This is a genomic window from Caballeronia sp. LZ028, assembly GCF_031451415.1.
In the GTDB taxonomy this organism is placed as follows: domain Bacteria; phylum Pseudomonadota; class Gammaproteobacteria; order Burkholderiales; family Burkholderiaceae; genus Caballeronia; species Caballeronia zhejiangensis.
The window spans coordinates 932,698-954,640 of record NZ_JARUXN010000003.1 but is presented as its reverse complement, the minus strand read 5'-3'; the positions used below and the strand labels follow the sequence as shown (position 1 = coordinate 954,640).

16 protein-coding genes are annotated in these 21,943 nt (G+C 64.1%); 8 read left to right on the top strand and 8 right to left on the bottom strand.

Going from position 1 to position 21,943, the window contains the following annotated elements; all coding sequences use genetic code 11:
- Positions 1-82: 82 nt before the first annotated feature.
- The 7 genes from QCE58_RS21545 to QCE58_RS21515 form a co-directional block, all read right to left on the bottom strand.
- Entirely contained in the window at positions 83-664 is a 582-nt protein-coding gene (locus tag QCE58_RS21545; protein ID WP_250522024.1) for a membrane integrity-associated transporter subunit PqiC, read from the bottom strand.
- Positions 664-2,253 (bottom strand): intermembrane transport protein PqiB, encoded by a 1,590-nt coding sequence (locus tag QCE58_RS21540; protein ID WP_008348480.1) that lies wholly within the window; start codon positions 2,251-2,253, stop codon positions 664-666. The genes QCE58_RS21545 and QCE58_RS21540 overlap by 1 nt, the downstream gene beginning before the upstream one ends.
- Positions 2,250-3,536 (bottom strand): paraquat-inducible protein A, encoded by a 1,287-nt coding sequence (locus tag QCE58_RS21535; RefSeq protein ID WP_008348479.1) that lies wholly within the window; start codon positions 3,534-3,536, stop codon positions 2,250-2,252. The genes QCE58_RS21540 and QCE58_RS21535 overlap by 4 nt, the downstream gene beginning before the upstream one ends.
- Positions 3,533-5,023 (bottom strand): efflux transporter outer membrane subunit, encoded by a 1,491-nt coding sequence (locus QCE58_RS21530; RefSeq protein WP_008348477.1) that lies wholly within the window; start codon positions 5,021-5,023, stop codon positions 3,533-3,535. The genes QCE58_RS21535 and QCE58_RS21530 overlap by 4 nt, the downstream gene beginning before the upstream one ends.
- Before the next feature lies 1 nt (position 5,024).
- Complete coding sequence (locus QCE58_RS21525) at positions 5,025-8,237, bottom strand: efflux RND transporter permease subunit (RefSeq protein ID WP_250522013.1); 3,213 nt, start codon at positions 8,235-8,237, stop codon at positions 5,025-5,027.
- Between the two features lie 43 nt (positions 8,238-8,280).
- Entirely contained in the window at positions 8,281-9,543 is a 1,263-nt protein-coding gene (locus QCE58_RS21520; protein WP_250436763.1) for an efflux RND transporter periplasmic adaptor subunit, read from the bottom strand.
- A 536-nt stretch (positions 9,544-10,079) separates the two neighbouring features.
- Positions 10,080-11,489 (bottom strand): PLP-dependent aminotransferase family protein, encoded by a 1,410-nt coding sequence (locus QCE58_RS21515; RefSeq protein ID WP_250522012.1) that lies wholly within the window; start codon positions 11,487-11,489, stop codon positions 10,080-10,082.
- A 280-nt stretch (positions 11,490-11,769) separates the two neighbouring features.
- Here QCE58_RS21515 and QCE58_RS21510 point away from each other — a divergent pair, with 280 nt between their 5' ends.
- The 8 genes from QCE58_RS21510 to QCE58_RS21475 all read left to right on the top strand — a co-directional run bounded on the left by QCE58_RS21510 (position 11,770) and on the right by QCE58_RS21475 (position 21,415).
- The gene (locus tag QCE58_RS21510; RefSeq protein WP_309780255.1) at positions 11,770-13,197 is read left to right on the top strand and encodes an amino acid permease; all 1,428 of its coding nucleotides are present in this window, start codon (positions 11,770-11,772) and stop codon (positions 13,195-13,197) included.
- The gene (locus QCE58_RS21505) at positions 13,197-14,429 is read left to right on the top strand and encodes an FAD-binding oxidoreductase (RefSeq protein ID WP_250522023.1); all 1,233 of its coding nucleotides are present in this window, start codon (positions 13,197-13,199) and stop codon (positions 14,427-14,429) included. The genes QCE58_RS21510 and QCE58_RS21505 overlap by 1 nt, the downstream gene beginning before the upstream one ends.
- Positions 14,430-14,440: 11 nt before the next feature.
- Positions 14,441-15,592, top strand: coding sequence for a branched-chain amino acid ABC transporter substrate-binding protein (locus tag QCE58_RS21500; protein ID WP_250522010.1), 1,152 nt, complete (start codon positions 14,441-14,443; stop codon positions 15,590-15,592).
- Complete coding sequence (locus QCE58_RS21495; protein WP_250522009.1) at positions 15,589-16,968, top strand: ethanolamine ammonia-lyase subunit EutB; 1,380 nt, start codon at positions 15,589-15,591, stop codon at positions 16,966-16,968. The genes QCE58_RS21500 and QCE58_RS21495 overlap by 4 nt, the downstream gene beginning before the upstream one ends.
- Complete coding sequence (gene eutC / locus QCE58_RS21490) at positions 16,968-17,735, top strand: ethanolamine ammonia-lyase subunit EutC (RefSeq protein WP_250522008.1); 768 nt, start codon at positions 16,968-16,970, stop codon at positions 17,733-17,735. Before QCE58_RS21495 ends, eutC begins: the two co-directional genes overlap by 1 nt.
- A 127-nt stretch (positions 17,736-17,862) precedes the next feature.
- Positions 17,863-18,168, top strand: coding sequence for a DUF485 domain-containing protein (locus tag QCE58_RS21485; protein WP_008348462.1), 306 nt, complete (start codon positions 17,863-17,865; stop codon positions 18,166-18,168).
- Complete coding sequence (locus QCE58_RS21480) at positions 18,165-19,826, top strand: cation acetate symporter (RefSeq protein WP_250441064.1); 1,662 nt, start codon at positions 18,165-18,167, stop codon at positions 19,824-19,826. The genes QCE58_RS21485 and QCE58_RS21480 overlap by 4 nt, the downstream gene beginning before the upstream one ends.
- 131 nt (positions 19,827-19,957) lie before the next feature.
- The gene (locus tag QCE58_RS21475; protein WP_250522007.1) at positions 19,958-21,415 is read left to right on the top strand and encodes an NAD-dependent succinate-semialdehyde dehydrogenase; all 1,458 of its coding nucleotides are present in this window, start codon (positions 19,958-19,960) and stop codon (positions 21,413-21,415) included.
- Between the two features lie 13 nt (positions 21,416-21,428).
- On the opposite strand, the gene QCE58_RS21470 is transcribed toward QCE58_RS21475, so the two are convergent.
- Entirely contained in the window at positions 21,429-21,875 is a 447-nt protein-coding gene (locus tag QCE58_RS21470) for a universal stress protein (protein ID WP_008348456.1), read from the bottom strand.
- Between the last annotated feature and the right edge of the window lie 68 nt (positions 21,876-21,943).

Sequence of the window (21,943 nt, the reverse complement as noted above, 5' to 3'; positions counted from 1 at the left end):
TGATCCTAGGGGCAGGCAGACTCGACTTCCCGGACGCGTCTCGAAAATAGCGGCGAGCGGCGGTTGCGATTACTTCAAGGAATCATTTCACACTACCCCCGATCGCCCCCGCAATATCCCTGCTCACGCTTGCGAGCGCGCGGCTGTGCGCGGCCACGAGCGCATCCCAGCCGCTTCCGCTGACCGGCTCGCGCACGAGCGAACGGCCGGTCAGCGCGTTGTCGTCGCCGAAGCGGCGCACGGACCAGTGCGCGTCGATCGCGACGGCATCGCCGGGAACGGATTCGAACTGCTGGATATCGACGCGCACGCGCCACGCGTTCGCATCCGCGATGGCGCGCGATGCAGGCGCGACCTGATCCGATGCGAGCAGCAGCGCGAGATCGCCCGCGATGGCATCCGCGATGCTGCTCTTGAGCGGCTCGCCCCAGCGCGCGTATTCGTTCAACGTGACTTCGTTGTCGGTGCTGCGCGTGACGATCTGCGGCCGGTCGACGAGATCGGGCACCGTCACCGGTCCGACGATCACCGGCCTCGATGCGGCGCGCGCGGTCGCCGCGGTCAGCGACGGATCGGCGCTCAAGCGATAAAAGCTCGCGCTCGGCGAGGCGCATCCGGCGAGCATCGCCATCGAAAGAACGAGAGAGACGAGTACGGGCCGCATCACTTCTTGTCCTCCGGCTTGCCGCGCAGCAACGCTTCCGGATGCTGCTGCAGATAATCCGCGAGACTGCGGAACGAGACCGCCGTGCGCGTCAGTTCGCGGATCGCTTCGGCCGTGTCCTGCTGCAGCCCGGAATCCGGCATCAGCGTGGAATGCGCGGCATCGAGCGCGGCGCGCGCCGCGGCGAGCGTCGTCGCGGCCTGCGGCACGACTTCCGTGTTGAGGCCCTGCATCAGCCGCGTAGTGCTGTCGAGCGTCTGCCGCGCGCTCGCGGTCAGCTCCTCGATCGGCAGCTTGTCGATACGCGTCATGATGCGGTTGACCGAATCCTGCAACGAGTCGAGGCCGCTTGGCGTCGTCGGCATTTCGGGCGGCGTGCGGCTCCAGTCGATGCTCGCTTTCTTCGCAGCCGGGAAGAAGTCGATCGACACATATAACTGGCCCGTCAGCAGGCTCCCGGTGCGCAACTGCCCGCGCATGCCGCGCGCGACGAGCACGTCCGCGAGTTCCTTGCGGTCGTTCGTGAGGCGGCCGCCCTTCGGCACGTTGGCGAAGCGCGACGTGAAACGCTCCGGATACAGATTCACCTCGACCGGTATGCTGATGCGCTTCGTCACCGGATCGAAGCGCGTATAAATCGCCGACACCTCGCCGATCTGAATGCCGCGGAATTCGACCGGCGCGCCGACCGCGAGGCCGCGCACGGAACCATCGAACGCGAAGACATATTTATCGACGATGCTTTCGCGCACGCGCAGCGCATCGGCGCGTGTCGGATGCAGCGTGAACACGGTGTCGCGCGGCGCTTCCGCCCAACTGAGCGACACGGCGGGCGTCTCGAACGCGAGTCCGCCGATGAGGATCGACACGAGCGACTGCGTGTTGACCTTGAGCCCGTCGGTGCCGAGCGTCACGTCGATGCCGCCCGCCTGCCAGAAGCGCGAATCGGCGTTCACGTAACGGTCATAGGGCGCGTTGACGAATACGTGCAGCGTGACGCCGCTGCCGTCCTTGTCGAGTTCGAACGCCGTCACCTGGCCCACTTGCAGACGGCGAAAATAAATCGGCGTGCCGACATCGACCGAGCCGAGATCGGTCGCCTTCAGGATGAACTGCCGCCCCGGCACGTCGCTCGCGAAGATCGGCGGCGTTTCGAGGCCGGTGTAATCGCGCCGGTCCTGCTTCGAGCGGCCGATGTCCATGCCGATATACGCGCCCGACAGCAGCGTACTGATGCCCGACACCGAGCCGCCCGCCACGCGCGGCCGCACGACCCAGAAGCGCGTGTCGTCGACGAGCATGTTGGTCGCGTCGCGCGTCAGCTCGGCCGTCGCGATCACGCGCGTGTAATCCTTCGACAGCGCGACCGTCTTGACGAGGCCGATGTCGACGTTCTTGAACTTGATCTTCGTCTTGCCGGCTTCGAGGCCTTCGCCGGTCTTGAAGCTGATGGTGACGGTCGGCCCTTTCTCCAGCACGGCCTGCGCCGCGAGCCAGATGCCGATCGCCACGGCGACCAGCGGCACGATCCAGACCCACGGAATGCGCCAGCGCCTCTTCGGCACGACTTCGGCATCGGGCGTGTTCATCGCGTACCTTCCCGAGTCGGCGAGAAATCCCAGATCAGGCGCGGATCGAACGACATCGCCGCGAACATCGTCAGCACGACGACCGCGCCGAACGCGATCGCCGCCGGCCCGGCCTCGATCGTCGCCATCGCGCTGAACTGCACGAGCGCGACAAGCACGGCGATCACGTAGATATCGAGCATCGACCAGCGTCCCACGAATTCGACGATACGGTAGACGCGCGCGCGAAACGCGCTCTGCTGCGTCATGCGCAGATTCGCGCTCGTGGCGAGATAACCGATGGCGAGAATCTTCAGCATCGGCACGGCGATGCTCGCGATGAACACGAGCACCGCGAGCGGCGGCGAGCCGGACGTCCACAGATACGCGACGCCGCTCATGATCGTGTCTTTCTGCGCGCCGAAGAGCGAGCTCGTGTTCATCACCGGCAGGATGTTCGCCGGGATATACAGGATCGCCGCCGAAATCAGATACGCCCAGGTTCGCGAAAGGCTCGCGGGCTTGCGCAGATGCAAATGCGCGCCGCAGCGCGGACAGCACAGATGGCCGCGGTGCTGCATGCCGCGCGTGGAAAGGCCGCAATCGTGACATACGCAGATGCCGCTTTCCGCCGCCGTGCGCCCTTTGAGCGGCGTGTCGGCGGGCATGCCGGGCGGCGCGCCTTCGACGCGCTGCCACATGGCGCGTTCATCGAACGACGATGACGCCGCGACGAGCAGCAGCATCAGCGCGGCGAGCGACCACAGCGCCGGCCCCGTCACCACCGATGCGATATGCGCGAGCTTCACGACCGCGACGAGCAAGCCGAGCATCAGCACTTCGGTCATGCCCCAGTTGCGCGCGACGCGCAGCAGGCGATACACGGTGTCGGCGCGCCACGGCCGGCGCTCCAGATAAAGCGGCAGCAGCAGCCACACCATGCCGAGCGCCTGCACGGCGGGCATCAGGATCGTCGTGAAGAAGATGAGGGCGGCGAGCGGCCACATGCCGTCGCGATAGAGCACGCGCACGGCGCCGAAGAGCGTCGTCTCGACGAGATCGCCGTTCACTGCGAGACCGACGATCGGAAACGCGTTCGAGATCAGCCACAGCACGCAGGCGGCGAGCGCGTACGCGAGCGCGCGATCGAAGCCGCGCCCGCGGCGCCGGTACAGCACGGCGCGGCAGCGGCAGCAGCGCAGCGTGCCGCCGGGCGGCACGTCGCACTCGCGCTGCATCAGATCGCATTCGTGACACGCGATCAGCGGCCGCGCGTCGCGATCCTCCGATGTGACCGTGTTCATTGCACCGTCTGCGAAGCGGGCTGGCCCGGTTTGGGCGAATCGGCGGAAGGCGTGGCCGACTGCTGTTGCGTCGTCATCTTGTCGGCTGCGACGACCCAGCCGCCGCCCATCACCTTGTAGAGCGTGACGAACGACACGAGCGCGGCGGCCTGCGTCTGCGTCGCCGACAACTGCGCATTGAAGAGGCTGCGCTCGGCGTCGAGCACTTCGATGTAACTCGTATAACCGCCTTCGTAGCGCGCCCGCGCAAGGCGCGAGTAGGTCGCGAGCGCCGTGACCTGGCGGCCCTGCACTTCGAGCTGTTCGTGCAGTTTCTGCGAGGCGATGAGCGCGTCGTCGACTTCCTGGAACGCGACCTGGATCGCCTTCTGATACGTGAGCAGCGCCGCCTGCTGCTGCGCTTCGGCGGACTGCACCTGACCCGAGATATTGCCCGCCGTGAAGATCGGCTGCGTGACCTGTCCCGCGAACGACCAGATGCGCGACGGCCCCGTGAACAGCGACGAGAACTGGCCGCTCGCGGTGCCGAGCAGGCCCGTCAGCGAAATCTGCGGGAAATAGAGCGCGCGCGCCGCGCCGATCAGCGCGTTCGCCGCGATCAAATCCTGTTCCGCCTGCAGCAGATCGGGCCGGCGCTCCAGCAAGTCCGAAGGCAGGCCGGCGGGGATGACGGGCGTCGCCATCTCGCCGAGCGTTCGGCCGCGCACGATCGGCCCGGGATTCGCGCCGAGCAGGATAGACAGCGCGTCTTCCTGCTGCGCGATCTGCGTTTCGAGCTGCGGAATCGTCGCGAGCGAGGCTTCGTATTCGGACTGGCTTTGCGCGAGTTCCATCTGCGAGACTTCGCCGCCTTCGAAGCGCAGCGTGAACACATGCACCGATTCGGCGCGGCTTTGCGTCGTCGCCTTCGCGATTTCGAGCTGCTTGTCGAGACTGCGCAAATTCAGATACGACGACGCCACCGACGCCACCAGCGACAGGATCGTCGCGCGCCGTCCTTCTTCGCTCGACAGCAGATTCGCACGCGCGGCTTCGGTCAGACGCCGGGTGCGGCCGAAGAGATCGAGTTCCCACGACGCGGCGATCGACGCCTGGAAGTCGTTGTAGACCGGCCCGAAGCCGTTGAGCGGTTGCGGTCCCGCCGCCGACGCGCGCTGCCGCGAGGCCGTCGCGCCCGCCGATATCTGCGGGAACAGCAAGGAACGCGTCGTGACGAACTGGCCCATGAACTGATCGACGCGCGCCGCCGCGATCTTGACGTCCTTGTTGTTCGCGAGCGCCGTCGAGATCAGCTCGTCGAGAACCGGATCCTGAAACTGACGCCACCATTCCGAGTTCGCGGCGTCGGCGACTTCGGGCGCGGCGAAGCGGTACGTCGCCGGGGTTTCGACCGGCTGACGCGAGTAGTTCGGGCCGAGCAGGCAGCCGGACAGCGACAGCGCCGCGGCGATGCCCGAAAACGAGTGAACGAGGCTGGCGCGCCGCATGTCAGTCTCCCTTGTCCGGAGCGGACGGCGACGCGTTCGGGCCGCTTCCGCCGTGCGTCTGCTTGGCATCCGGCGCGCTCGCTTCGGCGCCTTTCTTCTTCTTCGAGCGGGAGGACATCGTTTCGAGTCCCCAGAAGAACATCGGGATGAAGAACACGGCGATGACCGTCGCGCCGAGCATCCCGCCGATCACGCCCGTGCCGATCGAGTGCCGGCTGTTCGCCGATGCGCCCGTCGCGATCGCGAGCGGCACGCAGCCGAGAATGAACGCGAGCGAAGTCATCACGATCGGGCGCAGGCGCTCTTCGGCGGCGGTCATCGCGGCGTCGTAGACCGACGCGCCCGCCTCGCGATTCAGCACGGCGAACTCGAAGATGAGAATCGCGTTTTTCGCGGCGAGCGCGACGAGCATCGTCAAACCGATCTGGAAGTACACGTCGTTGTTCAGGCCGCGCAACAGGATCGCGAGCAGCGCGCCGAAGATCGCGAACGGCACCGCCATCAGCACGCCGAACGGCAGGCTCCACTTCTCGTACTGCGCGGCGAGAATCAGGAAGACCATGATGAGGCCGAATATGAACACGAGCGCCGACGAACTGCCCGACTGTTTCGCCTCGTAAGCCTCGCCGCTCCAGCCGATGCCGTAATCGCTCGGCAAGTCCTTCGCGATGTCTTCCAGCGCCGCGATCACTTGCCCCGACGCGTAGCCCGGCGCGGCGTTCGCCGTGATCTTCACCGCGGGGAAGTTGTTGAAGCGCGTGATGAGATCGGGACCGGTCACGTACTTCGTATTGACCACGGACTTGAGCGGCACCATCTCGCCGCTCTTGCTCTTCACGAAAATCTGCGTGAGATCGTCGGGCTTCAGCCGATACTGCGGCTCCGCTTGCAGAATCACCTGCCACAGGCGGCTCGATCGATTGAACTGCGACACGTACAGCGAGCCGAACATCGTCTGCATCGCGCTGTAGACGTCCTCGACGGGCACGCCGAGCGTTTCGGCCTTGTCGCGGTCGACGTTGGCGAGCAGTTGCTGCGACGACGCGTTGAACGTGCTCGTCACGCCCGTCAGTTCCGGCCGCGCTTTCGCCTTCGCGACGAAATCGTCGACGATTCCGGCGAACTGCGCGATGGTCGCGTCGCCCTTGCTCTGAATCCACATTTCGGTGCCGCCCGTCGTGCCGAGGCCCGGAATCGACGGCGGATTCAGCGGCACGACGATGCCCTCCCGAATCTGCGAGAGATGCTTGTAAGCTTCGACGAGCACGGCGCGCGCGTTCTGCGTGCGGATATTCGCCGACGTATAGCGATCCTCGAAACTCTTGAAGCCGACGAAGAACGTCGACGAATTGTTCTTGTTCTGGCTGTCGAGAATGGAGAAGCCATCGACCGTCGTGATGCTGCCGACCGCCGGCTGTTTCATGAAGTATTCGGTCACGCGGTCGGACACGGCGCCGGTGCGGTCGAGCGACGCGGCATCGGGCATGATGACGGCGCCGAGCAGATAGCCCTGATCCTCGGGCGGCAGGAACGCCGTCGGAATGTCGCGCATCATCATGACGGCGAGCGCGATCATGCCGACAAAGAGCAGCAGCGCGATCGCGAAACGCTTGATGACGAGCCGCACGAGGTGCGTGTAGCCCCGCGTCATGCGCGCGAATTGATTGTCGAACCAGCGGAAAAAGCCCTTTTTCTCGTGATGTCCCGGCTTGAGCAGCAAGGAGGCGAGGGCGGGCGACAAGGTCAGCGCGACGAGGCCCGATATCACCACCGATATCGCGATCGTGATGGCGAACTGCTTGTACATCTGCCCCGTGATGCCGGAGAGGAACGCCACCGGCACGAACACCGCGCACAGCACGAGCACGATGGCGACGACCGGCCCGGCCACTTCGTCCATCGCCTTCTTCGCGGCGGTCTTCGGATCGAGCTTGTGCACCGTCATGTTGCGCTCGACGTTCTCGATCACGACGATCGCATCGTCCACGACAATGCCGATGGCAAGCACCATGCCGAACAGCGTCAACATGTTGATGGAGAAGCCGAGCGCTTCCATGCCCATGAACGTGCCGACAATCGACACCGGCACCGCGAGCACCGGAATGAGCGTCGCGCGCAGGCTTTGCAGGAACACGAACACGACGATCACGACCAGCACGACCGCTTCGAAGAACGTATGCACCACATCGGAGATGGACGCGCGCGTGAACTCCGTCGTGTCCATCGCGATTTCGTAGTCGATGCCCTGCGGGAACGTCTTCTTCATTTCCGCGAGCGACGCGCGCACCTGCTTGGACACATCGAGCGCGTTCGCGCCAGGCTGCTGATACACCGCGAGCACCGTCGCCGATTTGCCCTGAAAGCGGCTGCGGATCGAATAGTCTTTTTGTCCGAGCTCCGCGCGTCCCACGTCTTTCAGACGCACGATCGCCGCGCCGCCCGATTGCGCGCGGATGATGATGTTCTCGAACTCGGCAGGCTCGGTGAGGCGGCCCGTCGTCGTCACCGCGAAGGACTGTTCGACGGGCGCGCCAGTCGGCGATTGCCCGAGACGGCCGACCGCGAACTGCTGGTTCTGATTGGCGACGGCGCGTTGCACGTCGGCGGCGGTGATGCCGAGCTGCGCCATGCGGTCGGGCTTGAGCCAGATGCGCATCGCGTAATCGGGCGTGCCGAAGATCGCGCTCTGGTTCGCGCCCGGAATGCGCTTCAACGCGTCGAGGACGTACACGTTCGCGTAGTTCGCGATATACGTCGCGTCATAACGCTCGTCGGGCGAATAGATGGCGATGACCATCATGAACGCCTGCGACTTCTTCTGCACCTGCACGCCCTGCGCCGTCACCGACTGCGGCAGTTGCGGCAGCGCGAGGTTCACGCGGTTCTGCACGTCGACCTGTGCGAGTTCCGGATTCGTGCCGATCTGGAAGTACGCGTTGATCGTGAGATTGCCCGTCGACGAGCTGGACGAGCTCATGTAGATCATGTTGTCCGCGCCGTTGACCTGCTGCTCGATCGGCGCGGCGACGTTGTTCGCGACCACATCCGCGCTCGCGCCCGGATAAGTCGCGGAGATCGTGATCTGCGGCGGCGTGATGTCGGGATACTGCGCGGTGGGCAGCGCGAGCATGGTCAGCGCGCCGCCCAGCGTGATGATGATCGAAATGACCGACGCGAAAATCGGACGGTCAATGCAGAAATGTGAAATGTTCATTGGCCTCTTCCGCGCGACGTGCTTGTCGTCAGATCAAATCACTTCACTTTTCGGTCCCGCCGCTTGCGTTCTTCGCGTCTCCGAGCGACGCCTCCTGCGCGCCCGATGCCGCCGCGCCGCCCGCGGCCGGTGCGGCGACGACGCGAACCTGCGTATCCGCGCCGACGCGTATCGCGCCATCGACGATGACGCGTTCGCCCGCCTTCAGGCCGTTCGTGATGAACCAGTCGTCGCCGTGCCATTCGCCGACTTCGACGACGCGCTGATGCGGCTTCGACTGTTCGTCGAGCACCCACACGAAGTGACTCTTCGCGCCCTGCAGCACGGCGCGTTGCGGCACGAGAATCGCGTTGGGTCGCACCGCGCCCGCCACGCGCGCCTTGACGAACTGTCCCGGTCGCAACGTGCCTTGCGGATTCGCGAACACCGCGCGCACGAGGAACGTGCCCGTCTCCGTGCTGAACGCCGGATTCGTGAAGTCGATGCGACCGGTTTGCGGAAAGACGGAGCCGTCGGCCTGGATGACGGTCACATCGAACTTGTTGTCGGGCGGAAAGCGCAGTTCGCCTTTCTTGATCTGCTCGCGATAGCCCAGCAGTTCGTTCTCCGAGATGCTGAAGTTCACCCACATCGGATCGAGCTGGTAGACGTAGGTGAGCAGGCCGCCCTGCGTCGGCGTTACGTAACTGCCTTCCTGGATGCGCGCGAAACTGGACAGGCCCTTGAGCGGCGAGCGGATCGTCGTGTAGCTGAGATTCAGTTCGGCGGTCTGCACTTCGCCTTTCGCGGCGATGACGGCGGCCTCGGCGCTCTTTTCGTTGCCGATGGCGTCATCGAGATCCTTCTTGCTCAATGCGTTCATCGCGGCGAGCGGCTTCACGCGCGCGAGATTCTGCTGCGTGACGAGCAGCCGCGCCTGCTGTTGCGCGAGCGAGCCTTTGGCCGTCTGCAGCGCGGCCTCGAACGGCCGTTTGTCCATGAGGAACATGACCTGATTGGCCGAGACGAGCGCGCCTTCGGTGTACATGCGCTTTTCGAGGAAGCCGTCGACGCGCGCGCGGATTTCGACCTCGCGCGAGCTTTGCGTCTGCGCGGTGAATTCGAAGTCGACGGGCGTCGATTGCGCCGTGACAGTCACGGCGGTGACATCGACGGCGGGCTTCTGCGCTGGCGGCGCCGGCTTCTTGCACGCCGCGAGCGAGAGCGACGCGAGCGCGGCGATCGCGGCCACGCGCAGCGCGCGCATGGAGCGCGAAGGTGGAGCGAACGAGCAGCAGTCCAGTACGTGTTCCGACACGAACGCCATGGGCGCCTCCCCCGTTGGGATGGCCGATCGTTGATGAGCGAACGCGCCAACAGAGCGCCTCGCCACGACAATGCTCGCGGTGTGCGTTTAGGCGGATGCGCCCGGAAAGCGTGCGCATTTCCGGTGCGCCTGCGCCATGCGATGAAATCGCGCGGGACAGGACTTAGGGCGACGTCAGCGAGCGCGAGCCTGATGCTTGTAATGTGGCGTAGCTGCCTCCGGTTTTGACGGTCGAGTTATAGCCAGAGAGATGCTCTTGGTTCGCCACCGAGTGGCGTGACGTGCGTGACGAGTCTACTAATAGCTGAACTCGGATGAAAACGCCATAGCGTTTATCGGCATTTTGACTGAATGGTGTGGATCGGGATGCGCAGCAATTACTGAACTGGCGTGCTGAATCGGCGGGGAAGGTATGGATGGCTTAGCGAGCCGTCGGATTCATCGTGACGATAAATGCAACGCCGAACCGAAATGTCGATGTCCTGACTTGGGCGCCGTGACGTCGCCGCCGTGCGCTTTCCGGCGGCGAGTCGGAATCACAAATGCCCGAACAGCGCCCGCGGCCGGTCCCTCAACGTTCCCGCCAGCATCCGCAATCCGCTGACGAGCTGATCGCGGCTTTCCGCGCACGCGAGATTCACGCGCACCCCATGCTCGATTTCCGACCGGTCGACCGCGAACGCCGACGAGGGCATCACCACGACGCCGCGCGCCTTCGCATTCGCGGCGAAATCGTCCGCGCGCCACGGCAGCGGCAGCTTCAACCACACGAACATGCACGCCGGATCCGATTGCAGGAATTCCTGCGGCAGCAACTCGCGCGCGAGATCATGCCGCGCGCGGATTTCCGCGAGCTGCGCATTCATGATGTGCTGCGCGGTGCCGTCCTCGATCCAGACGGTCGCGATCAGCATCGACAGCGGCGCGGGCATCCACGCCGTCGTACGCACGGCCTCCGCGCATAGCGCGGCGTTGTCCTGCGGGCTCAGCAGATAACCGAGCCGCAAGCCGGGCGCTAGGATCTTCGACGTCGCCGAGATGTGATACGTCAGTTCGGGGCACAGACTCGCGAGCGTCGGCAGACGCTGCGCGACGAGCGGCCCGTACACGTCGTCCTCGATGATCGCGACGCCATGCCGCCGCGCGACATCGACGAGCGCCATGCGCCGTTCCAGGCTCATCGTCGTGACCGTGGGATTCTGCAGATTCGGCACCGTGAAAATCGCCTTCGCCGGCACGCGCCTGCACACGCGCTCGACCTCGTCGATCAGCAAGCCGTCGCGGTCGCTCGGAATGCCCACGATCTCGAACTGGAAGACGGGCGCGAGCGCCTTCAGCCCGTAATACGTGAGTTGATCCGCGAGAATCACGCCGTCCGTGCCGATCAGACTGTTGAGGACCGCATACAGCCCGTGCTGCGCGCCGCTCGTCACGACGACCTGATCCGCCGTCGGCGCGAAACCCGGCGCGCTCATCCAGCGCGCACCGGCCGCGCGCGCCCATGACGGCCCCTGCGGCGGCTGATATTCCTGCAATTGCGCAAAGCGCGGATCGCGCGGCAGTTCGCCCATCGTGCGCGCGAGGCACGCGAGGAATTCCCCGGTCGCGGGCCGGTTCACCGTCAGATCGATGACCGAGCTGCCCGTGCTCGCGGGCGGCATCTCGACGCTCGGCATCGCGCCTCCCGTGACGAGCGAGCCGCGCCGCTTGCTGCCGATCACAAGGCCGCGCAGCTGCAACTCCTTGTACGCGCGCGACACCGTCGACACGTTGATGCCCAGTTCGCTCGCCAGTTGCCGTTGCGGCGGCAGACGGCTGCCCGGCGGATACATGCCGCTGCGGATTTCCTTCTCGATGGAGCTCGACACCTCGATATAGGTCGATCGCTTCGTCGTGCCGTCGGCTTCGCCGTTTGCGCTCAACGTCTGATCCTTGTCGGAAGCCATGAATCTGTGTCTCCATACAAACATTGCTTTGTCCGCGATTTGTGCGGAAGTCTGCCGATTCTAACCCAGCGCATGGCCGACGCAGTGGCCGTATAAGGACCGAAACGCCTCTGCAAGAGCCGCTCCATCCTCCCCTCAGGGAAAATACCGGCACCACACAACCGCGCTTTTAATTGCACACAAAAAAATATTGTGTGATTCTAGGATCAGAGTTTGTCTGGTGCGTGTCTCATCCCGCGCTTCCCGTTTCATCCGATCTTTGTCCCCAGGAGATTCCCCGATGTCCTTGCCTGAAACCTCGCAACCGAAGCTAGGCTCCGCGCTGCGTCAGCGGCACGTCACGATGATCGCGCTCGGCGGCATCATCGGCGCGGGGCTGTTCGTCGGCAGCAGCGCGACGCGCGCGCCCGTCGGTCCGGCGGCGTGCGTGTCGTATCTCGTCGCCGGCATCGTGGTGCTGATGGTCATGCGCATGCTCGGCGAAATGGCGCTCGCCGTGCCCGGCGTCGGCTCGTTCACCGAATATGCGCGCATCGGCCTCGGCAACTGGGCCGGCTTCACGAGCGGCTGGCTGTACTGGTATTTCTGGGTGATCGTCGTCGCGGTCGAAGCGGTCGCCGGCGCGGCGATATTGCAGCGCTGGATACCCGCGCCGGTTTGGGTCATCGGCCTCGTGCTGCTGTCCGTGATGACCGTCATCAATCTGCTTTCGGTCAAGTCGTACGGCGAATTCGAGTTCTGGTTCGCGTCGATCAAGGTCGCGGCGATCATCGTGTTCCTCGCCATCGGCGCGGGCTATCTGCTCGGCTTCGGGCACGCGGGCAGCGCCGTGGCGCATCTCACCGGCAATCGCGGCTTCCTGCCGTTCGGCGCGATGTCCGTGTTCTCCGCCGTGCCGACCGTCATCTTCGCGGTCGGCGGCGCGGAAATCGCGACCATCGCCGCGGCCGAATCCGACGATCCCGCGAAAAGCGTCGCCGCGATGACGCGCTCGGTCATCCTGCGCGTCATCACGTTCTATGTCGGCTCGCTGTTCCTGATCGCGTGCATCGTGCCGTGGGGCAGCATCATGACGGGCCACTCGCCGTTCGTCGCCGCGCTGGAGACGATGCGCATTCCCTACGCCGCCGACATCATGAACGCGATCGTGCTCGTCGCCGTGCTGTCCGCGCTGAACTCGGGCCTGTACGTGTCGTCGCGCATTCTGTTCCGTCTCGCCGAACGCGGCGATGCGCCGAAGTCGCTGCTCGAGCTCACGCCGAACAAGGTGCCGCGTCTCGCGGTGGTGCTGTCGAGCGTCGTCGGTTATGTGGCGATCGTCGCCGCGATCGTGTCGCCGCAGGGCGTGTTCCTGTTTCTCGTGAACGCATCGGGCGCGGTGATGCTGTTCGTCTATCTCGCGACGGCGCTGGCGCAAATCCGCATTCGCCGACGCATTCAACGCGAAGCGCCCGAGCGTCTCACGCTGAAGATGTGGCTCTTCCCGTGGCTGTCGTATGCCGTCGTGATCGCGATCGTCGGTGTGCTTGCGGCCATGGGCGCGGACCACGAACTGCGCCCGCAACTGATGGCGAGTCTCGCGAGCCTCGCGGCCGCATCGGCGGCGTACTTCTTCGCCGCGAAGCATCATCATCGTCATGAAGAGAGCGAATCGGCGACGGGCTTCCTGTCGCAAGACAATCGGCTCGCATGGAAGGGGCAGGACTGATGTCGAACGTGGCGATCATCGGCGCGGGGTTCATCGGCATGGCGAGCGCGGCCTGGCTTACGCGCGACGGTCACAGCGTGACGCTGTTCGATCCGTCGGGCGTGGCGCAGGGCGCGTCGTTCGGCAACGCGGGCACGTTCGCGCCATACGGATGCGTGCCGGTGAACAATCCGTCCGTATTCCGCGATATTCCGCGCTTTCTCTTCTCGAACGATAGTCCGTTCAGATTGCGCTGGCGTTATCTGCCGCAACTCGCGCCGTGGCTCGCGCGCTTTCTGATGAGCTCGCGACAAAAGAATTTCGAAGCGAGCGCGCAGGCGCTGGCCGCGTTGTTGTCGCGTGCGCAGGAAGGCTATGCACCCTTGCTCGACGACGATGCCTTGAAGCGCTTCGTCAAGCCGCGCGAATGCCTTTATCTGTATTCGAGCGCGGCTTCGTTCGACGCGTCGCGCGATTCGCTGGCATTGCGCGAGAGGCTTGGCGTCGGCTTCGATGTGCTCGACAGCGGCGCGATCCGCGAACTCGAACCGCAACTCGCGCCGATTTTCGCGCGCGGCGTGCTGTTTCGCGATAGCTGGCATTTCAGCGATCCGGCGGGCTTTCTTCAGGCCTTGCACGAGCGGCTCGCCGCCCGTGGCGCGCAACTCGAACGCAAGAAGGTCGACGCGATCGAGCCGGGCGTGCAGGACGTCGCGTTGCGCATCGAGGGCGATGCGCGCCGCTTCGATCATGTCGTCGTCGCGACGGGCGCGCGTTCGCGCGAATTCGCGCAGCAATGTGGCGATCGCGTGCCGCTCGATACCGAGCGCGGCTACCACATCCGTTATGCGTCGGCATCGAACCTCATATCGCGGCCGTGCGGCTGGGCGGAGCGCGGCTTCTACATGACGCCGATGAGCGATGGCATTCGCGTCGCGGGGACCGTCGAACTCGCGGGTTTCATCGAGGAGCGCAATCGCGCGCTGCTCGATCTCGTCACCGTATCGTCGAAGCGCGCGTTGCCCGCGCTCGGCACGCCCGATCGCGAATGGCTGGGCTTTCGTCCGACGCTGCCGGACGGCGTGCCGGTCATCGGCGCATCGAAGGCGAGCGAGCGCGTCGTGTATGCGTTCGGGCATCAGCATCTTGGCTTGACGCTCGCGGGCGTGAGCGGACGCATCGTCGCCGATCTCATCGCGCGACGTTCGCCGCCACTCGATCTCGCGAGTTATCGCGCGTCGCGTTTTCACTGAGGAGCATGAACATGAATCGCCGTATCTTTCTTTCGGGCGTGACCGCGGGCGTGCTTGCCGCGTACATGCCGATGTCGTGGGCCGCCGATCCCGAGGTCGTGAAGATCGCGTTCGTCGGACCGTTGACCGGGCCGGTTGCGCGCGTCGGCAAGGACTTGCAGTACGGCGCGCAACTCGCGATCGACGAAGAGAACGCGAAGCATCCCATCGTCGGCGGCAAGGCCGTCAAGTTCGAACTGGAGGTGTACGACGATCAGGCCGATCCGCGCGTCGCGATTCAGGTCGCGCAGAAAGCGGTGGATAGCGGCATCGTCGGCGTGATCGGGCATTACAACTCGGGATGCAGCATTCCGGCATCGACCGTCTATCACCAGGCGAATGTCGCGATGATCACGCCCGGCTCGACGAATCCGCAACTCACGAAACAGGGCTTCAAGAACGTGTTCCGCACGATGGGCCACGATGGCGTGGGCGGCGTGGTGGCGGGGCGCTTCGTCGTCGAGCAGATGAAGCCGAAGCGCATCGGCATCATCGACGATCGCACGGCGTTCGGGCAAGGTCTCGCCGATGCCTTCGAGAAGGGCGTGAAGGAAGCCAACGGCAAGGTCGTCGCGCGCGAATACACGAACGACAAGGCCGTCGATTTCCGCGCGATTCTCACGACGATGAAGAGCCAGAACGTCGATCTGATCTTCTTCGGCGGACTCGATGAACAAGGCGCGATGCTCGTCAAGCAGATGCGCTCGCTCGGCATGACGACGCAGCTCTTCGGCGCGGGCGCACTGAAGAGCAACGCGTTCCTGCAGATCGCGGGCACATCGGGCAACGGCACGCAGGACCTCGAGCCCGGTCCCGCGCTCGACAAGCTGCCTTCCGCGCAGGAGTTCGGCAAGCGCTACAAGGCACGCTTCAATCAGGATGTCGAACTATATGCGCCATTCGCCTACGATGCCGCGCTCGCGATGATCAAGGCCATTCACGATGCGAACTCGCTCGATCGCGGCAAGATCGTGGATGCGCTCGCGAAGGTCAACGTCACTGGCGTGACCGGCAAGATTTCGTTCGATCCATATGGCGATCTCATCAAGCCTCCATACACGCTTTTTCAGGTCGAGCAAGGGCAATGGAAGAGTTTGAGGACGGTCGGCGGAAGCGGCGTATGAGCTTCAGCGAAACCGTAGGCGTTCGGACGTATCGTTTCGACGATCTCAAGACGCTATTGGCGAAAGCGAGTTCGCGACGTTCCGGCGACGAACTCGCGGGCATCGCCGCCGCGACGGAAGAAGAACGCGCGGCGGCGAAGTTGGCATTGGCGAGGGTGCCGTTGCGCGCGTTCATCGAAGAAGCGTTGATTCCGTATGAGGACGATGAAGTGACGCGCCTCATCATCGATGAACATTCGCGGGAGGCGTTCGCCGTCGTGTCGCATCTGACGGTCGGCGAGTTCCGCGAATGGCTGCTCGCCGATACGACCGATACCGCCGCGCTCGTCGCCGTATCGCAAGGATTGACGCCCGAGATGGTCGCGGCCGTATCGAAGCTGATGCGCAATCAGGATCTCATTCTCGCGGCGAAGAAACGTCCGGTCGTCACGCGTTTCAGGAATACCGTGGGATTGCCGGGGCACATGTCGGTGCGCCTGCAGCCGAATCATCCGACCGACGATGTGCAAGGCATCGCCGCTTCGATGATCGATGGCCTCATGTACGGCTGCGGCGACGCGATGATCGGCATCAATCCCGCATCCGACTCGCCGCAGGCCATCGGCAAATTGCTCGCGATGATGGACGCGTTCCGCGAACGCTACGACGTGCCGACGCAAACCTGCGTGCTGACACACGTGACCAACACGCTTGCGGCGATCGAACACGGCGCACCGGTCGATCTCGTGTTCCAGTCGATCGCGGGCACGCAAAAGGCGAATGCGTCGTTCGGCATCTCGCTCGCGTTGTTGCAGGAAGCGTATGAAGCGGCTTTGTCGCTGAAGCGCGGGACGGTCGGCGAGAACCTGATGTACTTCGAGACGGGACAGGGCAGCGCGTTGTCGGCGAACGCGCATCATGGCGTCGATCAGCAGACTTGCGAAGCGCGCGCCTATGCGGTCGCGCGGAAGTTCGATCCGTTTCTCGTGAATACCGTGGTCGGCTTCATCGGTCCGGAATACCTGTACGACGGCAAGCAGATCACTCGCGCCGGACTCGAAGATCATTTCTGCGCGAAGCTGCTCGGCGTGCCGATGGGTTGCGACGTCTGCTACACGAATCACGCCGAAGCCGATCAGGACGACATGGACAATCTGCTCACGCTGCTCGGCGCGGCCAACGTGAACTTCATCATGGGCGTGCCCGGCGCAGACGATGTCATGCTGAACTATCAGAGCACGTCGTTTCATGACGCGCTGTATGTGCGCGACGTGCTCGGTCTGAAACGCGCGCCGGAGTTCGAAGCGTGGCTGCGCGCGATTCAGATCACGAATGCGCGCGGCATGCTTCAGACGCGCGCCGAGTGGCCCGCGCTGAACGACTGGATGAGGGCGTGATGAGCGTCAGCCAGAATCCGTGGAAAGCGCTGCGCCGTTTCACCGATGCGCGCATCGCGCTGGGACGCGCGGGCAACAGCGTGCCGACCGCGCCGCTGCTCGCGTTCAATCTCGCGCATGCGCAGGCGCGCGATGCGGTGCATCGGCCGCTCGATGTCGCGTCGTTGCTGGAAGAACTGGCTTCGAAGCGATTCGCATGTGCTTCGGTATGCAGCGCCGCTTCGGCACGCGATGTTTATCTCCGTCGTCCGGATCTTGGCCGCATGCTGAGCGACGACAGCGCCGCGAGTCTCGCGATCCACGCGACGGACGCGGATGTCGTGTTCGTCATCGCCGATGGACTGTCGTCGAACGCAGCGGCGACGCACGCGATACCGCTCATCGAAAGAACGATCGCGCGGCTCGACGGATGGCGCATCGGTCCGGTCGTCGTCGCGACTCAGGCGCGCGTCGCGCTCGGCGATTGCATCGGCGCGATATTGAGGGCGCGCATCGTCGCGGTGCTGATCGGTGAGAGGCCGGGGCTCAGTTCGCCCGCGAGCCTCGGCGTGTATGTGACTTACGATCCCGTGCAGGGCCGCAGCGATGCGGAGCGCAACTGCATATCGAACGTGCGTCCTGAAGGACTTGCTTACGACGCGGCCGCGTTCAAGCTCGCGTGGCTGCTGAACGAAGCGCGCACGCGCAAGCTGACGGGCGTGAGCCTCAAAGACGACAGCGCGACGACGCTGCCCGGGCGAACGATGGATCGCCTATCGGGTGCATAGCAATGGACGATGCTTCGCGTAAACCCCGTCGAAAGAAAACGCTTCACGTAAGAAACGGGTAAGCGGACGCTTTTACCTTAGTCTCCAGCGCATCGTAAACGAGGCATTCATGCAGGAGACGACGGAAATGGATCTGAAGATCGTAGAGAAAATAAAGTCGAGCGCCGCTTACGGCGAACTGGTGCGAAAGCGCTCGAAGCTCGGCTGGACGCTGACGGCACTCGTGCTGGTCGTCTATTACGGCTATGTGCTGCTCATCGCATTCAACAAGGATCTGCTCGCCGCGAAGATGGGCGCGGGCGTCATGACATGGGGCATGCCGATCGGCCTGTTCGTGATCGTGTTCACGGTCGTCATCACGGGGCTGTATGTGCGCCACGCCAACAGCACGTACGACGAACTCACCGACAAGATCAAGCGGGAGGCCGCATGAAGCCGCAACGCATCGTCACGGCGGTCGCGCTTTTCGCGGCGTCCGCGAGTTCATTTGCAGCAGGCGGCGATCTCGGTCAGGCAGTCAAGCAGGCGACCAACTGGACCGCGATCTGCATGTTCATCGCGTTCGTGATCGCGACGCTCTTCATCACCAAATGGGCCGCGAAGAAGACGCGTTCCGCGGCCGAGTTCTACACGGCGGGCGGCGGCATCACGGGCTTTCAGAACGGTCTTGCGATCGCGGGCGACTTCATGTCGGCGGCGTCGTTTCTCGGCATTTCGGCGGCGGTTTATAGCAATGGCTATGACGGGCTGATCTATTCGATCGGCTTTCTCGTCGGCTGGCCAATCATCACGTTCCTGATGGCGGAGCGTCTGCGCAATCTCGGCCGCTTCACCTTCGCCGATGTCGCCGCGTATCGCTTCAAGCAGACGCCGATTCGCGCGTTCGCTGCATCGGGCACGCTCGTCGTCGTCGCGTTCTATCTGATCGCGCAGATGGTCGGCGCGGGACAGCTCATCAAGCTGCTGTTCGGGCTCGAATACTGGATCGCGGTCGTGATCGTCGGCGCGCTGATGATGGTGTACGTGCTCTTCGGCGGCATGACCGCGACGACGTGGGTGCAGATCATCAAGGCGTGTTTGCTGCTTGCGGGTGCATCGTTCATGGCGTTCATGGTGCTGTGGCAATTCCACTTCAGCCCCGAGGCGCTCTTCGCGAAGGCCGTCGACGTGCACGAGAAGAAGGCGTCGATCATGGGTCCGGGCAACTTCATCAAGGATCCGATTTCGGCGATCTCGTTCGGCATCGCGCTCATGTTCGGTACGGCCGGTCTGCCGCATATCCTGATGCGTTTCTTCACCGTCCCCAACGCGAAGGAAGCGCGCAAGTCGGTGTTCTGGGCGACGACGTGGATCGGCTACTTCTACATACTCACGTTCATCATCGGCTTCGGCGCGATCGTGCTGGTGAGCACCAATCCGATGTTCAAGGATGCGGGCGGCAAGCTGCTCGGCGGCACGAACATGGCGGCGGTGCATCTCGCGAGCGCGGTCGGCGGCAACGTGTTCCTCGGCTTCATCTCGGCAGTTGCGTTTGCAACTATCCTCGCAGTGGTGGCGGGCCTGACGCTCGCGGGTGCATCGGCGGTGTCGCACGATCTCTATGCGACCGTGTTCAAGAAGGGCAAGGCGTCCAGCAAGAGCGAACTGAAGGTGTCGCGCATCACGACGATCGTGCTCGGCATCGTCGCGGTCGTGCTCGGCATCGTGTTCGAGAAGCAGAACATCGCGTTCATGGTGTCGCTCGCGTTCGCGGTCGCGGCGTCCGCCAACTTTCCGGTGCTCTTCATGTCGGTCCTGTGGCGCGGCTGCACGACGCGCGGCGCGGCAATCGGCGGCTTTCTCGGCCTGCTTTCGGCGGTCGTGATGACGGTCCTGTCCAAAGCCGTATGGGTCGATGTGTTCCACTACGCGGATGCGCCGTTCCCGTATGCATCGCCTGCGCTGTTCTCGATGGCGATCGGTTTCATCGGCATCTGGCTCTTCTCCGTAACCGATCAATCGGCGCGTGCGCGTGTCGATAAAGCAGGCTTCGAAGCGCAGACCGTGCGCTCCGAAACGGGCATCGGCGCGGTGGAGGGCGCGAGCCATTGATGTGATGTTGAGTGAGCGGCGCGCGCAGTATTCGTATACCCGGGATGCCGCGCGCGTCCGAATGGCGAGTGGAAAATGCGTTAAGCTCGATGCACCTGATTGCACGAAGCGCCAACGCATTGGAGCGAGCCATGGAACTGCAGTGCCCCAGTCTTTTCGAACAATCGGCGTATATCGGCGGCGCGTGGATCGACAATACTTCGCTGCCGCGCGTGTCTGTCATCAATCCATCCACTAAAGAAATCATCGGCTCGGTGCCGCAGGTCACGGACGAGCAGGTGACGGAGGCCATCCAGTGCGCGCACGCGGCGCTGCAGGACTGGCGCAGCTGGAGCAGTCGCGAGCGCGCGTCGGTGCTGAGAGAGTGGGCGCGCCTCGTCGAACATCATCGCGACGATCTCGCCATCATCCTCTGCCGCGAACAAGGCAAGCCGCTGCACGAAGCGCGCTCCGAAATCACGCAGGCCGCGAATTATCTCGACTGGTTCGCCGAGGAAGCGCGCCGCATTTACGGCGACAACATTCCCGCGCCGCGACGCAATCAACGCATACGTGTGCTGCATCAGCCGATTGGCGTGTGCGGCGCGATCACGGCATGGACCTTTCCTTCGTCGATGGTTGCACGACGCGTCGGCGCTGCGCTCGCGGCGGGCTGCACGGTCATCCATCACCCGGATCCGCAGACGCCATTCTCCGCGCTCGCGCTGTGCGTGCTCGGCGAGAACGCGGGCTTGCCGCGCGGCGTGCTCTCCGTGTTGACGGGCGAGGGCGAACCGGTTCGCAGCACGCTGCTTGCGAGCCCCGACGTGAGGAAAGTATCGTTCACCGGTTCCATCGAGGAAGGCAAGCGGCTGATGACTTTATGCGCGCCTACCGTGAAGAAGATGTCGCTCGAACTGGGGGCGAACTGTCCTTTCATCGTGTTCGACGACGCGGACATCGACCTCGCCGTGAAGGGCGCGCTCGATGCGCGGTTTCGTCATTCGGGGCAGGCGGCGATGTGCGCGAACCGCTTCTTCGTGCATGAGGACGTGTACGAGACTTTCGTCGCCAAGCTCGTGTCCAAGGTCGCGTTGCTGAAAGTGAGCGACGGGCTGGACGAGGGCGCGCAGATCGGCCCGCTTATCGGCGATGCGGCGGTGACGCGCATCGAAAGTCTCGTCGACGAAGCGGTCAGGCTCGGCGCGAAGATCGCAGCGGGCGGCTCGCGCGTCGCGCCGGGATCGAACTTCTTCAGGCCGACGGTGCTGACGAACGTCGATCCGTCGATGAGCGTATGCGGCGACGAAGTGCTCGGCCCGATTGCGAGCGTGCTGCCGTTCAGGGACGAGGACGACGTCGTCACGCTCGCGAACGATACGCGCACGGGGCTCGCGGCGTATTTCTATACCGCCGATATCAGCCGCGCATTCCGCGTCATGGAAGCGCTCGAATGCGGCGTCGTCGGCGTGAATGACAGCCTCGTGTTCAACGAAGTTGCGCCCTTCGGCGGGATCAAGGAATCGGGCATGGGGCGCGAAGGGGCATCGTCGGGAGTCGAGGAGTATCTCGAAGCGAAGTATGTCTGTTTCGGGAATCTGGAGCGGTAGGACGGCGGACGCATCACTCCGGCGGCCTCACCACCAGAATCGGCAAATGACTATGTGTAAGCACTTTCTGCGTTTCACTCCCGAGCAATAGCCCGCGAATTCCGCCGTGCCCATGCGACGCCATCACGATGAGATCGCAGTGCCGCGCTTTCGCCGTATCGAGAATCGCCTCATACGGATGCGCTCCCGTCGGCGCTTCCGTATCGCAAGCGACGCCGGCCTGGGCGGCGATACTTCGCAGATTCTCGAGATATTGCCGCGCGCGGGCCTGATCCGCGGCGTGCGCCTCATCCTGACTTGCGCCGACCATCTCGGCGCTATAAACGGTCATATGAAATGGCCGCACCATATAGAGACCGGTGATGCGCGCACTGTTCTCTTTGGCGAGCGAGACCGCCATGCGGACAGCCGCTTCGGAGAGCGCGGACCCGTCAGTGGGAACCAGCAGATGGTTGAACATGATGACGTCCTCCGGTTCTCTGGGGACATGAAAGAAACACGCGAACCGACGATTCAAGTATAGGCGAG

What these genes read in the sequence shown, in the direction of transcription:
- QCE58_RS21545 (WP_250522024.1), bottom strand. Translation starts at nt 664, where the DNA reads ATGCGGCCCGTACTCGTCTCTCTCGTTCTTTCGATGGCGATGCTCGCC.
- QCE58_RS21540 (WP_008348480.1), bottom strand. Translation starts at nt 2,253, where the DNA reads ATGAACACGCCCGATGCCGAAGTCGTGCCGAAGAGGCGCTGGCGCATT.
- QCE58_RS21535 (WP_008348479.1), bottom strand. Translation starts at nt 3,536, where the DNA reads ATGAACACGGTCACATCGGAGGATCGCGACGCGCGGCCGCTGATCGCG.
- QCE58_RS21530 (WP_008348477.1), bottom strand. Translation starts at nt 5,023, where the DNA reads ATGCGGCGCGCCAGCCTCGTTCACTCGTTTTCGGGCATCGCCGCGGCG.
- QCE58_RS21525 (WP_250522013.1), bottom strand. Translation starts at nt 8,237, where the DNA reads ATGAACATTTCACATTTCTGCATTGACCGTCCGATTTTCGCGTCGGTC.
- QCE58_RS21520 (WP_250436763.1), bottom strand. Translation starts at nt 9,543, where the DNA reads ATGGCGTTCGTGTCGGAACACGTACTGGACTGCTGCTCGTTCGCTCCA.
- QCE58_RS21515 (WP_250522012.1), bottom strand. Translation starts at nt 11,489, where the DNA reads ATGGCTTCCGACAAGGATCAGACGTTGAGCGCAAACGGCGAAGCCGAC.
- QCE58_RS21510 (WP_309780255.1), top strand. Translation starts at nt 11,770, where the DNA reads ATGTCCTTGCCTGAAACCTCGCAACCGAAGCTAGGCTCCGCGCTGCGT.
- QCE58_RS21505 (WP_250522023.1), top strand. Translation starts at nt 13,197, where the DNA reads ATGTCGAACGTGGCGATCATCGGCGCGGGGTTCATCGGCATGGCGAGC.
- QCE58_RS21500 (WP_250522010.1), top strand. Translation starts at nt 14,441, where the DNA reads ATGAATCGCCGTATCTTTCTTTCGGGCGTGACCGCGGGCGTGCTTGCC.
- QCE58_RS21495 (WP_250522009.1), top strand. Translation starts at nt 15,589, where the DNA reads ATGAGCTTCAGCGAAACCGTAGGCGTTCGGACGTATCGTTTCGACGAT.
- eutC (WP_250522008.1), top strand. Translation starts at nt 16,968, where the DNA reads ATGAGCGTCAGCCAGAATCCGTGGAAAGCGCTGCGCCGTTTCACCGAT.
- QCE58_RS21485 (WP_008348462.1), top strand. Translation starts at nt 17,863, where the DNA reads ATGGATCTGAAGATCGTAGAGAAAATAAAGTCGAGCGCCGCTTACGGC.
- QCE58_RS21480 (WP_250441064.1), top strand. Translation starts at nt 18,165, where the DNA reads ATGAAGCCGCAACGCATCGTCACGGCGGTCGCGCTTTTCGCGGCGTCC.
- QCE58_RS21475 (WP_250522007.1), top strand. Translation starts at nt 19,958, where the DNA reads ATGGAACTGCAGTGCCCCAGTCTTTTCGAACAATCGGCGTATATCGGC.
- QCE58_RS21470 (WP_008348456.1), bottom strand. Translation starts at nt 21,875, where the DNA reads ATGTTCAACCATCTGCTGGTTCCCACTGACGGGTCCGCGCTCTCCGAA.